This is a genomic window from Blastococcus xanthinilyticus (genome assembly GCF_008124835.1).
GTDB lineage: Bacteria > Actinomycetota > Actinomycetes > Mycobacteriales > Geodermatophilaceae > Blastococcus > Blastococcus xanthinilyticus.
The window spans coordinates 99928-112994 of the sequence record NZ_VNHW01000001.1; the positions used below are offsets into that span (position 1 = coordinate 99928).

Sequence of the window (13067 nt, forward strand, 5' to 3'; positions counted from 1 at the left end):
AGAGCCCCGGCGCGCGGCGAGCTGCGCCCGACACGTTACGGCCGCCGGTGGCGGCGCCGGTCACATGGTCCGGGAGCCGCCGCGACCCCGGCTCAGCCCGGTCCGGTGCGCACGACGTCGACCCGGGAGAAGCCCTCGCCGGTCGAGGGCGGCACCAGCCGCGCGAGGGTGCCGTACAGCCCGGCGGGCGGCACCCGGGCCCGCCCGTGACGCGCCTCGTTGCGCCGCGCGCACACCGCCGGCGGGGTGTCGAACCACACCGCCCGCACCGGCACCCCGGCCGCCCGGGCGAGGGCGATCAGCGCCGCCCGGTCCGCCGGGGCGGGGTTCGTGTTGTCCACGACGACGCTGCGCCCCTCGGCCAGCAGGTCGGCCACCACGCGCTGCTGGCGGGCCTCCCGGCGCCGGGCGTTGGGCCAGTGGTCCTTGCTCACGACCGCGTGCGTGCCGGCCAGGGCCGCGGCGGTCCAGGTGCTCTTGCCGCTGCCCTGCAGCCCGACCAGGACGACCAGCTCCTGCCCGGGCCCGGGTGCGCTCAGCCCCGGCCCACCGGGGTGTCGACCTCGTCGGCGGCCCCGTCGGTGACCTGGTCGGCGGCCCCGGCGCCCGCCGAGCGGCGGTGCGGGTGGGAGTGCAGCCGGCGCATCGAGGCCAGCGTCGCGTGCCGGTCGGCCATCCGCCGCCGGGCCCGCATGGTGCGCGGCGCCCGCGGTTCCTCGCGGAGGAGGGCGTCCAGCCAGTGGCCCCGCGGGTCGACGTCCACCAGCAGCGCCTTGACCAGGAGGGTCAGCGGGATGGCCAGCAGCGCGCCCAGGGCGCCGAGCACCCAGCCCCAGAACAGCAGCGCGACGAACGTGACCGTCATCGACAGCCCCACCGAGTCGCCCACGAACCGCGGCTGGATGAGCGTCTGGACGACGAAGTTGAGCAGCGAGTAGACGACGATGATCGCCACCAGCTCGCCCCAGCCACCGGCCAGCAGGCCGAGCACCGCCGGCGGCGCAACCCCCAGCAGGAAGCCGATGTTGGGCACGTAGTTGGTGATGAAGGCCAGCAGCCCCCACAGCGGCGCGGCCGGGACGTCGAGCCACGCCAGGGCGATCGTGTCGCCGATCGCCACGATCGCGCCGAACACCGTGCTCACCAGGAGGTAGCTGCGGGTGCCGCGGGTGAAGAGCCCGAACGCGACGGGCAGGTGCGGGCGCTCGGCGGCCACCAGGGTCACCCGCCGGCTGAAGCCGCTGCTCTCGATGGCCATGAAGACCAGGGCGGAGAGCAGGAGCAGCAGCGTGGTGGCCGCGTCGGTCAGCCGGCTCAGCAGGTCGGTGGCGAGCCCGACGAGCGAGCCGTAGTCGATCTGCTCGACCAGGTCGGAGAGCTGGCCGGAGACGATGCCCCGGTTGTTGAGGTCGGCGACCACGTCGTTGATGAGGAACTGCGCCCGGTCGGCGTAGTCGGGCAGCAGCGCGGCGAACTGGGCGACCGAGACCACCAGCAGGGCCACGAAGGCCAGCAGCACCGCCCACACCAGGAGCAGCAGGACGGTGCTGGCCAGCCAGCGCGGCACCCCGATCCGGCGCAGCCAGCTCTGCACCGGGGCGAGCGCGATCACCACGACGAGGGCGAGGAAGACCGGCGCCACCAGCCAGGCGAGGGCCTGCAGGCCGGCGATGGCGATGGTGGCCGCCGCCGCTCCGCCGAGGAGCAGCAGCCAGCGCGGCAGGCCGGACTCCGGCGCCGGGGCCGCCGCGCCCGCGCCGGGGGCCGGGGCGGGCGGCTCGGGAGCGCTCCCGGACGCGTCCGCGGGCTCGACCGGCTCGTCCGGCGGTGCCGCCGCGTCCCGCGGCGCTGCCGTGTCACTTGCCGCTGCGGTGTCCCGTGCCGCTGCGGTGTCCCGTGGCGCTGCGGTGTCCCGTGGCGCTGCGGTGTCCCGTGGCGCTGCCATGCCCACCCCCTCCCCCTCGGTCGAACCTGCTCGTCGCCGGCTCCACGGCGTCCGCGGAGCGCCCGGTCAGCCGCGGGCGTCCAGCAGCTCGGCCATGGCGGGCAGCTCGAAGAACACCGCGGTCGCCCGGGCGCTGGGACTCCCCGCGTCGGGGTCCGCACCGCCGTCGAGCAGCCGCCGCACCGTGTCGGTCGCCTGCCGGAAGACCGCCGACGCCAGGGCGGTCTGCCCGCGGTCGTTCGCCCGGCCGTGGTCGGCGTCCCGCTCGAGCAGCGCGGCGACGGTGTCGGCATGCCCGTGGTAGGCGGCGAGGATCAGCAGGGTGTCGCCCTTGTCGTTGGTGAGGTTCACCGGGACGCCGGCGTCGACGTAGGCGGTGAGCTCCTCGGTGTGCCCGCCGCGCGCGAGGTCGAAGACCCGCCCGGCGAGTTCGACGACTCCGGGATCGATCGGCTGGCCGCTCACGCCGCCCAGCCTAGGAGACCCGCGCCGTCCCGGCCGGGGACCTCGGTCCGGGTTGCGCGGCGGCGCGCACGGCGGGCTGCCGCGGGCGGTCCGACGGCTGGCTCACAGCCACAGCTTGAAGCCGGTGTGCGAAGCGGTGAACCCGAGGCCGGCGTAGAACCGGTGCGCCTCCGCGCGGCTCCGGTCGCTGGTCAGCTGCACCAGCGTGGCGCCCTGGCGGCGGCACTCCTCGATCACCCAGCGGAGCATGGCGCCACCCAGGCCCTGCCCCCGCCGGTCGGCGCGGACCCGGACGGCCTCCACCTGCCCGCGCAGCGCGCCGCCCCGGGCGAGTCCGGGGAGGAACGACAGCTGGAGGGTGCCCACCACGTCCGGGCCGTCCGCGGCCACCACCAGCAGGTGGGCCGGATCGGCGTCGATCCGCTCGAACGCCGAGCGGTAGGGCGCGAGGTCCGCAGTCGACTCGCGGTGCCGCCCGAGCGGGTCGTCGACCAGGAGCTCGACCAGGGCCGGGAGGTCGGCGGCGGTGGCCGGCCGCAGGGCCGCCCGGTGCCCGGGCAGCGGGCCCCACTCCGGCGGCCGCGGCCCGGGCGCTCCGGTCATCCGCGGGCGACGCGGTCGGTCAGCGCGAGCACGTGCTCCCACGCGTCCTGGCAGGCGTCGGCCCACTCGCCGTAGGACCGGTCGAAGAAGGAGTGCGGGGCACCGTCGTAGACGACCGCGTCCACCTCGGCGCCCGCGGTCCGCATCCGCCCGGCGAGGGCGAGCTGGTCGTCGACCGGCGTGGCGGTGTCCGCGCCGGCGATCAGCATCACCGTCGGCAGCGCGGCGCGGTCGGCCGCGTCGCCGACCAGGCCCGGCCGGCCGTAGAAGCCGGCGCACCCGGCGAGGTCCAGCTGCCCGCCGGACAGCCGCCAGGAGTGGCTGCCGCCGAAGCAGAAGCCGACGGTGACCACCGGGAGGTCGGCGCCGGCCCGGTCCCGCAGGTGGGCCACGGCGGCGGCCACGTCGGCGTCGATGCCCTCCGCCGTCGTCTGCGGGATGTGCGGCTGCCAGTCGAAGTCTCCGGGGCGGACCCCGTCCGGGCACACCCCCGCCGTGCGGCCGAACCAGTCGATGGCGACCGCGGCCAGCCCGGCCTCGGCGAACCGCTCGGCGAGGGCCACGTAGTAGGGGTGCACCCCCCGGATGTCGGGGAGGATGACCACCCCGGCGGCCGGGGCCTCGGCGGGCAGCGCGGTGGCGACCGAGAACTCGGTCCCGTCAGCGGCGGTCAGGGTGGCGGAGGACCGCTCCCCCACCGCGCCACTGCGCGGCGGGGCGGGTGGGCGGCTGTCGTGGGCGTGGCACATGCCGGGTGGCCCGGCTCAGCTGTCGGCCGCGTCGCTGGCGGCCTGCGCCTGCCCGCCGAAGACGGCCGCGGCAACGTCGCGCCGGGCCTCGGAGAGCCAGTGGTGCTGCCGGTCGGCCTGGTCGATGAGCCGCTCGAACAGCCCGGTGTCGATGCGCTGGTCGGTCTCGCCGAGGGCGCGCAGGGTCTCGAACCCGGCGCGCTTGGCCAGCACGGCGGTGGCGATGAACTCGAACTCCACCAGGTCGCTCAGCGGTGAGCGGCTGACCAGCCGGCCGTTGAGCTTGCCGCGGGAGAGCTTCTCCGCCACCCAGGTGGCCAGCTGCTTGTACTGGCGTACCGGCAGCCCGAGGCTGCCGAGCGTCGTCCGCAGCGCCGCCCGCTCCTCGCGGAGCTCGTCGAGCAGCTGCTCCAGCGGCCCCTCGTACGGCGTGCCCCGGTGGACGCCGAGCATTCGGCCGACCAGTTCGACGCCCCCGGTGGCCGCGGCCAGGTGGTCGTTGCAGTACACGGTCAGCAGGTCGGGGTTGCGGGCGGCACCGGCGGCGGACGACTCGGACACGGGGCCTCCAGGAGCGATGACGGGGATCGGCGACATTGTCGTCCACCGGTGATCATCGCGCGCGCCGCACCTCACCCCCGCAGGAGAACGGCGACGCCGACGCACGCCGCGGCCCACAGCGCGCTGGCCAGCGTGCCGACGATGAACCGCTCGGCCGCGGCGGGGGTGCGCAGCTCGGAGAACCGGCCCAGCCCCTTGACCGCGAGGATCACCGCGAGCCCCTCGGGCCAGCCCACCAGCAGCGTGGCGGCGATCGCGGCCCGCTCCAGGACGCCGATCCAGGCGCCGCCGCGCAGGATGTCGGGATCCTGCGGCCCGCCGGACACCCCCGTGGCCGCCGGGTCGGCGGCGCGCAGGACCGCGGTGGCCACCGGACCGCCGCCGGCGACCGCGGCGAGGACCGCCAGGAGGGCGCCGGCCTGCACCGGGCCGGGCGTCCCCTCGGCCGGCCAGGCGAGGGCCGCCGACACCCCGAGCGCACCGACCAGTGCGCCGGCCCCCACCTCGACGCCCGGCCGGTCGCCCCGGACGGCGAGCAACAGCCCGGCGAGGGCCACCAGGCCCAGGACGAGGAGGACCGCGACGGTCATCCGGCGGCCCGCCCGAGCAGCCGGGCCGCCGTCGGCCGCAGCTCGCGCTCCAGCTCCCAGGACGCCGCGGCCAGCCGCTGGCCCACCGCCTGCCGGGAGACGCCGAGCTCCGCCGCCGCCTCCGCCTGGGTGCGCCCGGCCTCGACCAGCTCGATCGCCTCCCACGCCTGCTCGCTGCGGCGGCCCACCAGCACCGCCAGGGCGCTCAGCACGGCCTGGGCGTCGCCGGCGTCGGGCGGCACGGCGCCACGGACGGCGAGCCGCACCGGCCGCTGCTTCGCCGCGTCGACCGCCCGGCGGGCGGCGAGGAACGCCGGCCCGGTCGCGGCACGGGTGCTGGCCGGCAGCGGGTGCTGCACCGGTCCCGCCCCGATGCCGATGCTCCACCCGCCCAGCCGGACCAGCCGCAGCGCGACGTCGACGACCGCCTCCGGGCCGGCCAGGACGCCCTGGAACTCGTCCCCGGCCGTCCGCTCGAAGGCGAGCACCGTCGCGGCCTCGCCGTTGAGCTCGGTCAGCACGTCGGCCACCCGGTCAGGGCCGCGCCGGCTGGCACGCTGGTCGACGGTCAGCACGAAGGGCATGCCGCAAGTTTCTCACCTTTCCCCGGCAAGAGCAAGGTTCAGAGCTTGTCGGCCACGTCGGCGGGGAAGCCGCCGGTCGCGACCGGCCCCCATCCGGTGACGGTCACCCGCAGCAGCGACTTGCCCTGGCGCACCATGGCCGCCCGGTACTCGTCCCAGTCGGGGTGCTCCCCGCTGATCGCGCGGTAGTAGTCGACCAGCGGTTCCAGCGCCTCGGGCAGGTCGAGGACCTCGGCGGTGCCGTCCAGCTGCACCCACGCCCCGTCCCACTCGTCCGACAGCACGCACATCGACACGGCGGCGTCCCGCCGGGCGTTCGTCGCCTTGGCTCGGCCGGGATAGGTGGAGACCACCACGCGCCCCTCGGTGTCGACGCCGCAGGTGACCGGCGAGAGCTGCACGCCCCCACCCCGGCGGCGGGTGAGCAGGACCGCCCGGTGGCGGGGGCGGAGGAACTCCAGCAGGGCATCCCGGTCGACCCGGTCGGCGGTGGCGATCTTCGGCATGCCCGAACGCTACGACGAAGGTGTGATGATCGTTCCGTGCCCGGTCCCGGCCCGGCATGTGTGCTGAGATCGGCGCATGAGGATCCGCTTGCCCGGTCGCACCGACCCGCCACCGGACGAGTCCGCCGACGTCGAGCCCGACCAGCCGACCCCCGGGTCGGGCGTCCGGTCCGCCACGCACGCCCCCCCGCCCAGCAGCCAGCGCGGGGTGCGCCTCCGGCGGGCCAGCCGGGCGGTCGCCATCGCCGCGGCCGAGCTGCTGCTCGTCGTCGGCGCGGTGATCGTGCTCGGCTACGTCGTGGGCAAGCTGTGGGTGATCCTGCTCCCGGTCGTCCTCGGGCTGCTCTTCACCACGGTGCTGTGGCCGCCCACCCGGTTCCTGCGCAACCACGGCTGGCCCTCGGCCCTGGCCGCCGTCACCGTGCTGCTCACGTTCCTCGCCGCGTTCGGCGGCATCATCGCGCTGATCGCCCCGCCGGTCGTCGGCCAGGTCGAGGAGCTCGCCACCGGCGTCAGCGACGGCCTGCAGCAGCTGCAGGAGTGGCTGACCGGTCCGCCGTTCAACCTCGGCGAGGACCAGATCGGCAGCGCGATCGACCAGGTGATCAACTCGATCCAGGGCAACGCGCAGAACATCGCCGCCTACGCCGTCACCGGCGCCACGGCGATCGGGGGCCTGCTGATCAACCTGGTGCTGGCGCTGGTCCTCACCTTCTTCTTCCTCAAGGACGGCACCCGCTGGGTGCCGTGGCTGGCCGCGCAGACCGGCCCGCCGGCCGCCCCGCACGTCGCCGCGCTGTCCTACAAGACCTGGTCGACGCTCTCGGAGTTCATCCGCCAGCAGGCCATCGTCGGGTTCGTCGACGCGTTCTTCATCGGGCTGGGCCTGTGGATCCTCGGCGTCCCGCTGGTGCTGCCGCTGGCCGTGCTCACCTTCTTCGGCGCCTTCATCCCGATCATCGGCGCCTTCGTCGCCGGCGGGTTCGCGGTGCTGATCGCCCTCGTCGACAGCGGCATCACCACGGCGCTGATCGTGCTGGGGATCGTGATCCTCGTGCAGCAGCTCGAGGGCAACGTCCTGCAGCCGATCCTGCAGGGCCGCGGGCTCAACCTGCACGCCGCCGTGGTCATCCTCGCCGTCACCGCCGGCAGCAGCCTGGCCGGCATCATCGGCGCCTTCCTCGCCGTGCCGGTGACGGCCCTCATCGCCGTCTCCTACCGCTACGCGCGGGACCAGCTCGACGGGAAGTCCCCGGAGATCCTCCCCGACGGCACCCGCGCCCAGATCGCCCCGGACGAGATCGGCGCGCACCTGGAATGGGAGCCGGCGACGACCCCGGAGGGCGCGCGCGAGGGCGAGCGGGGCGACGGGGAGCAGGGCGAGCCCGCGCGCTGAGCGGCCCCTTCCGGGGGCCGGCGCCGCCGGCGGGAATGCTGCCGCTCCCGCCGGCGCTCTACGGCACAGGCCCGAACCCGGCACCACGCCGGCCGACCCCCCAGGAGGACCACCGTGCCCCAGCGACCGGAGGAACTCGTCGAGCTGCTTCCGGCAGCCGAGCGCTTCCTCGACCGGGAGTCGGCCGTCGCCGGCCCGTCGCAGCGCCGCAGCCTGGTGCTGGTCCACGACCTGGCCGGCGACTTCGACGCCGCCTCCGCCGGCACCCTGGCCGGCGCGCACCTGCTCGCCGCGCTGCAGCACGAGGTGATCGCCCGCTTCGACGCCGACAGCCTGGTCGACTACCGCGCCCGCCGGCCGCGCATGACGTTCAACAGCGACCGCTACGAGTCGTTCTCCGCCCCCGAGATCGCGCTGTACGCGGTGGAGGACGACGCCGGCGAGCCCTTCCTGATGCTGCACGGCGCCGAGCCGGACTACTCCTGGGAGCGGTTCGTCGCCGCCGTCGGCCGGCTCGTCGAGCGGCTCGGGGTCACCTCCGTGGTCGCGCTGCAGGCCATCCCGATGCCCGTTCCGCACACCCGCCCGGTCACCGTGACCGCGCACGCCACGCGGCGGCAGCTGATCGAGCCCTATCCGGTCTACTGGGGCGAGATGCGCATCCCCGGCAGCGTCTCCGCGCTGCTCGAGCTGCGGATGGGTGAGGCGGGCGTCGACGCCCTCGGTGTCGCGGCGCACGTCCCCCACTACCTCGCCCAGGCGACCTACCCGGCCGCCTCCCTCACGCTGATCGAGCACCTCGAGCGGCTGACCGGGCTCCGGCTGCCCAGCGACGCGCTCCGGGAGGCCGCCGAGGCCAACCGGACCGAGATCGACGAGCAGATCGGCCGCTCGTCGGACAACACCGCCGTCGTCGCGGCGCTGGAGCAGCAGTACGACTCGTTCGCCGCCGCCCGGGAGGGATCCGACCTGCTCGGCAGCGCCGGCGAGGTGCCCAGCGCCGAGGAGATCGGCGCGGAGTTCGAGCGCTTCCTCGCCGACCAGGACCGCAAGGGCCCCCAGGGCTGACCGGGTCGTCCCGGGTGCGCCCCGGAGGGCCGCGCAGGGACGACGGATCGGCTCGGCTCAGCCGAGGGAAGGCACTCAGCCGGGGGACGACACCTGACCGCGCTGCGGTCCCGAGGTCCGCGACGTCCTCGCCAGCGCCAGCGCCCCCAGCGCCCCGACGACGGCGAACAGGTAGAAGCCCCACGGGAACGCGATGCCGGCGGTGACCAGGGCGCCGGTGAGGACCGGGCCCACGATCGCCCCGGTGCGCCCCGCCCCGGCCGACCAGCCGAGGGCCGTGGCCCGGATCTGCGGCGGGTAGTTCGCGCTGGTGAAGGCGTACACGAGCACCTGGGCGCTGAAGACGAAGCACCCGGTGAGGAAGCACATCGCGTAGAGCCCGGCCGTGGGCAGCTCCACCGACAGCAGGGCGAGGAACAGCGCGCCGGAGGCGAACCACGCCATGCCGGCGACGCGCGCACCGACCCGGTCGGCCACCCTGCCCGCGACCAGGAGGCCGACGACGGCGCCCACGTTGAGGACGAGCAGGAACGCCAGCGCGTCACCGAGGTCGTACCCGGCCTCGCGCATGATCGTCGGCAGCCAGTTGTTGAGGCCGTAGACCAGCAGCAGCCCCATGAACGACGTCACGCCCAGCGCGACGGTGTTCCGCAGGTACCCGGCGGTGAACAGCGCCCGCAGCGTCGACGCCGCTCCGCCGGTCGGGGCGGTCGCCGGCGGCTCCGCGGCGGGTGGCTCGAGCTCCAGCCCGTGACGTGCCGCGACGTCCTCCGCCTCCGCCCGGCGTCCGGTGGCCACCAGGAAGGCCGCCGATTCCGGCAGCCTGGCCAGCATCAGCGGGACGAGGACCAGCGCGGGCAGCGCGCCGATGACGAACATCCACCGCCAGCCCAGCCCGGGGATGACGACGATGGCCAGGGCCGCGGTCGCCACCGCGCCCACGTGGTAGCCGGTCATCATCGTCGTCGTCGCCCGGCCGCTGCGGCCGGCGCGGGTGAACTCGTTGACCATCGCGATCGCCGTCGGCAGCGCGCCGCCCAGACCGATGCCGGCCAGGAACCGCAGCACCCCGAAGACCAGGGCGTTGGGCGCGAAGGCGCAGAGCAGGGTGAGGACGGAGAAGGACGCCACCGCCCCGATCAGCGCCTTGCGACGACCCACCAGGTCGGTGAGCGTGCCGATGCCCAGCGCGCCGATCATCATGCCGACCAGACCGATGGTGATGACCGCGGTGGCGCCGGTGCCGCTGAGCGCCCACTCCTCGGACGTCCGGAGCGTGGGCACCACGGTGCCCACGACGACCAGGTCGAAGCCGTCGAGGAGCACGGCCACCCAGCACAGCGGGGCGACCCAGGTCGCCGCGCGGGCCGGGGCGGCAGCGGAGGGAGTGTTCACGTCGTCCTCACGGGTCGTCGGCGCGATCGCCGTACGGAAGCCGGCGCCGCACGGTAGGTGGCGCCGGACCCGCCGGGCCAATGCAGCTCCCGCGCAGCGGAAGCGTCCCGCCGACGCCAGCGGGCCGCGACCGGAGATCCGGTCGCGGCCCGCCGCGTGGTGCTATGCCGTGGTGCTATGCCTGCTGTCAGGCGACGGTGACGTGCTCGTTCGGCACGCAGTGCGTCATGACCAGGCCCGTGACGTCGCGCGGGCCGTTCTTGCCGAGGTTGGCGGCGCGCTGCAGCTCCTCCTCGGACAGGGTCTGGGTCTGCAGCGGCTCGAGGCCACGGACGTCGTCGGCGGAGATGCCGAGGGCGTCGCCGACCCGCTGGCCCCACTCGTCGTCGCACATGAAGAAGTGCCAGACCATCCGCTCCTGGATCTCGCGGCGGCACTGCTGGAGGGCGCCGACCAGGTTGGTGACCAGGTCGTCCTTCTCCCACTGCTCGGAGAGCTGGTAGCGCTCCCCGGCCTGCTTGTAGTCGTTGGTCCGCGGGATCCGCTTGCGGGTGAGCCGGCCGTTGATGACCGGGCCCTGGTCGTCGTGCGTGGGGTAGGTGGCCTCACGCAGGCCGCCGGTGATCGACGGCTCGTAGTTGACGTGCGGGTTGTCGCCCACGACGTCGCGGCCGTAGGACATCTGGCCACCCTGCTGGTTGGTCCGGACGTCCACCTTCGGGCGGTTCACCGGCAGCTGCAGGTAGTTCGGGCCCACCCGGTAGCGCTGGGTGTCGGAGTAGGAGAACGTCCGGCCGACCAGCATCTTGTCGTCGGAGAAGTCCAGGCCGTCGACGAGCACGCCGGTGCCGAAGGAGATCTGCTCGTTCTCCGAGAAGAAGTCCTCGGGCATGCGGTCCAGGGTCATCGTCCCGACCTTGCGGAGCGGGAAGACCTCCTCCGGCCACACCTTGGTGTCGTCCAGCGGGTCGAAGTCGAGCTCGGGGTGCTCGTCGTCGCTCATGAGCTGCACGTGCAGGTCCCACGACGGGAAGTCGCCGTTCGCGATCGAGTCGTAGAGGTCCTTGGTGTGCGCCCCGAGGGTCTGCGCCTGCACCTTGGCGCCGTCCTCGGCGGTGTAGGACTTCACGCCCTGCTTGGGCAGCCAGTGGTACTTGACCAGGACGGTCTCGCCCTGGGCGTTGACCCACTTGTAGGTATTCACGCCGAAGCCCTGCATGGTCCGGTAGCTGGCCGGCAGGCCGCGGGGGCTGAAGACCAGGGAGACCATGTGCAGGGCCTCGGGGGTCTGGCTGAAGAAGTCGAACGCGCGCTCGGCGACGCTGGCCTCGAAGGTGACCGGGTCCGGCTTCTGCGAGTGGATGAAGTCGGGGAACTTGATCGCATCCCGGATGAAGAAGACGCCCAGGTTGTTGCCGACGAGGTCCCAGTTGCCCTCCTCGGTGTAGAACTTCACGGCGAAGCCGCGCGGGTCGCGGGCCATCTCCGAGGAGTCCCGGCCACCGGCGACGGTCGAGAAGCGCAGCGCGACGTCGGTGCGCTTGCCCTTCTCCTGGAACAGCGCGGCGCGGGTGTACTTCGAGACGGGCTCGTCACCGACGGTGCCGTCGGCCTCGAAGTAGCCGTAGGCGGTCACGCCGCGGGCGTGCACCACGCGCTCGGGGATGCGCTCGCGGTCGAAGTGGCTGATCTTCTCGAGGAACTGGTAGTTCTCCAGGGTGGCGGGGCCACGGGCGCCCACCGTCCGCTGGTTCTGGTTGTCGTAGACCGGGTGGCCCTGACGGTTGGTCAGGACCGGCTTGCCGGCCTGGCTGGGCGCCGTGCCCTGCGATGCGACGTCGGTCATGCTCCTGCTCCTCCTCGGATGTGGTGCTGTTGTTCGACCTGCATGGCGTCGGTGCGTGCCGCGACCTCCCGGCCGCGGCTCCGACAGGTGGCACAGAGCCCCCAGAAGACGACCTCGGCCTCGTCGACGACGAAGCCGGCGGTGTCCGAGGGGCTCAGACAGGGGGCCGCACCCACGGCGCAGTCGACATCGGCGACCGCGCCGCACGAGCGGCAGACCAGGTGGTGGTGGTTGTCGCCCACCCGCAGCTCGAAGAGCGCGGGCGCCCCGGCGGGCTCGATCCGGCGGGCGATGCCCGCGGCGACGAACGCCTTGAGCACCCCGTAGACCGCCTGGGGGGACAGCGAGGGGTGCAGCTGCCGCGCGCCGGTGACGATGCTGTCCGCGTCGGCGTGGGGATGGTCGGCCAGCACGCTCAGCACGGAGAGCCGGGGTCGCGTCACGCGCAGCCCTGCCTCGCGCAGCTGCTGCGCCCACGTCGTCGTCTCCATCGGGTTCCACCCAACCGTCTTCTTTTGACATAGTCAAGAAAAGACACGCTGAACGGGTGAGGAACAACGGGCTGTCACCGCCGAAGCGCGAGGTGTCAGGCGACGTGTCCGGCGACGTGTCCGGCCACGACGGCGGGGCCGGTCAGAAGGCGGCGAACGCCCGGTCCACGAGTTCCATCCCGAGCAGGCCCAGCGGCACGATCACGACGAGCAGCCCCAGGACGGCTGCGCGCTGCCGCCACGACCGCCCCAGCAGGAGGGCGATGACAACCCCGGCGGCCGCCATGATCACCCCTGACGAGCCCTGCCAGGGGAAGCGGACGGCGCGCACCAGCCCCTCGCTGACCAGCACGCCGGCCAGGAGCGCGACGCTGAGCGTGCCGCGCCGGGCATCCCCGGTGCGCCACCACGCACCGGCGACGCCGAAGACCACGCCGGCCACCACGCCCGCGACCAGCCAGCCGACGGCGGTCGAGGTCGCGTGCGGCACGCCCTGCGCCGACTGGGTGACGTAGTAGGAGGTGACGAGCAACAGCTCGGTCACGATGCCGGCGACCACCGCCACCGGCAGGCGCACCGCCATCGCACCCGCGGCGAACGCCGGGACGCACCACGCGGCGACCGAGTTGGCCCACATCGCCCACGGGTCGTCGAGCACGCCCTGCAGGTGCTCGGTCAGCGCTCCCCCGCCGACGCCGAGGACAGAGACGACCAGCGCGATCAGCCACGACGGCGCGGGACGAGGGCGGCGGATCCCGGAGTCGGGCACGACGGCGATGGTCATGGCTCCAGCCTCGCCGGGCCGAGCGCCCCCGTCATCGGACCGGAGTCGGATCCTCGCCTGCGACCGGAGGTGGACCATCGATGC

General features: G+C 74.4%; 15 protein-coding genes. 2 read left to right on the forward strand and 13 right to left on the reverse strand.

What is annotated here, in order from left to right; genetic code table 11:
• Window positions 1-92: 92 nt before the first annotated feature.
• From BD833_RS00485 to BD833_RS00525, 9 genes are all read right to left on the reverse strand, one after another.
• Window positions 93-539, reverse strand: coding sequence for an AAA family ATPase (locus BD833_RS00485; RefSeq protein ID WP_341770578.1), 447 nt, complete (start codon window positions 537-539; stop codon window positions 93-95).
• Window positions 536-1945, reverse strand: a complete 1410-nt coding sequence (locus tag BD833_RS00490) for an AI-2E family transporter (RefSeq protein ID WP_243737358.1) — start codon at window positions 1943-1945, stop codon at window positions 536-538. The genes BD833_RS00485 and BD833_RS00490 overlap by 4 nt, the downstream gene beginning before the upstream one ends.
• Window positions 1946-2011: 66 nt before the next feature.
• Window positions 2012-2410 carry an ankyrin repeat domain-containing protein gene (locus tag BD833_RS00495; protein WP_166531169.1) on the reverse strand — a complete coding sequence of 133 codons (399 nt, stop codon included), beginning with the start codon at window positions 2408-2410 and terminating at the stop codon, window positions 2012-2014.
• A 102-nt stretch (window positions 2411-2512) separates the two neighbouring features.
• Window positions 2513-3013: a GNAT family N-acetyltransferase gene (locus BD833_RS00500; protein WP_166531170.1), complete on the reverse strand. Its 501-nt coding sequence runs from the start codon at window positions 3011-3013 to the stop codon at window positions 2513-2515.
• Window positions 3010-3711, reverse strand: coding sequence for a dienelactone hydrolase family protein (locus BD833_RS00505; RefSeq protein WP_243737359.1), 702 nt, complete (start codon window positions 3709-3711; stop codon window positions 3010-3012). Before BD833_RS00505 ends, BD833_RS00500 begins: the two co-directional genes overlap by 4 nt.
• A 66-nt stretch (window positions 3712-3777) precedes the next feature.
• Entirely contained in the window at window positions 3778-4323 is a 546-nt protein-coding gene (locus BD833_RS00510) for a hypothetical protein (RefSeq protein WP_166531172.1), read from the reverse strand.
• Window positions 4324-4394: 71 nt separating this feature from the next.
• The gene (locus BD833_RS00515) at window positions 4395-4913 is read right to left on the reverse strand and encodes a hypothetical protein (protein WP_166531173.1); all 519 of its coding nucleotides are present in this window, start codon (window positions 4911-4913) and stop codon (window positions 4395-4397) included.
• Entirely contained in the window at window positions 4910-5497 is a 588-nt protein-coding gene (locus BD833_RS00520) for a hypothetical protein (protein WP_166531174.1), read from the reverse strand. Before BD833_RS00520 ends, BD833_RS00515 begins: the two co-directional genes overlap by 4 nt.
• A gap of 38 nt (window positions 5498-5535) precedes the next feature.
• Window positions 5536-6003, reverse strand: coding sequence for a PPOX class F420-dependent oxidoreductase (locus BD833_RS00525; RefSeq protein WP_166531175.1), 468 nt, complete (start codon window positions 6001-6003; stop codon window positions 5536-5538).
• A 76-nt stretch (window positions 6004-6079) separates the two neighbouring features.
• Here BD833_RS00525 and BD833_RS00530 point away from each other — a divergent pair, with 76 nt between their 5' ends.
• Together BD833_RS00530 and BD833_RS00535 are read left to right on the forward strand one after the other, a co-directional pair.
• Window positions 6080-7399 (forward strand): AI-2E family transporter, encoded by a 1320-nt coding sequence (locus tag BD833_RS00530; RefSeq protein WP_166531176.1) that lies wholly within the window; start codon window positions 6080-6082, stop codon window positions 7397-7399.
• A gap of 114 nt (window positions 7400-7513) precedes the next feature.
• Entirely contained in the window at window positions 7514-8467 is a 954-nt protein-coding gene (locus BD833_RS00535; protein WP_166531177.1) for a proteasome assembly chaperone family protein, read from the forward strand.
• A 75-nt stretch (window positions 8468-8542) separates the two neighbouring features.
• On the opposite strand, the gene BD833_RS00540 is transcribed toward BD833_RS00535, so the two are convergent.
• The 4 genes from BD833_RS00540 to BD833_RS00555 all read right to left on the reverse strand — a co-directional run bounded on the left by BD833_RS00540 (window position 8543) and on the right by BD833_RS00555 (window position 12983).
• Entirely contained in the window at window positions 8543-9862 is a 1320-nt protein-coding gene (locus BD833_RS00540) for an MFS transporter (RefSeq protein ID WP_166531178.1), read from the reverse strand.
• A 187-nt stretch (window positions 9863-10049) separates the two neighbouring features.
• Entirely contained in the window at window positions 10050-11708 is a 1659-nt protein-coding gene (locus tag BD833_RS00545; RefSeq protein WP_166531179.1) for a catalase, read from the reverse strand.
• Window positions 11705-12199, reverse strand: a complete 495-nt coding sequence (locus tag BD833_RS00550; RefSeq protein WP_166531180.1) for a Fur family transcriptional regulator — start codon at window positions 12197-12199, stop codon at window positions 11705-11707. Before BD833_RS00550 ends, BD833_RS00545 begins: the two co-directional genes overlap by 4 nt.
• Window positions 12200-12341: 142 nt before the next feature.
• Window positions 12342-12983 carry a DUF6518 family protein gene (locus tag BD833_RS00555; protein WP_166531181.1) on the reverse strand — a complete coding sequence of 214 codons (642 nt, stop codon included), beginning with the start codon at window positions 12981-12983 and terminating at the stop codon, window positions 12342-12344.
• Window positions 12984-13067 lie beyond the last annotated feature (84 nt).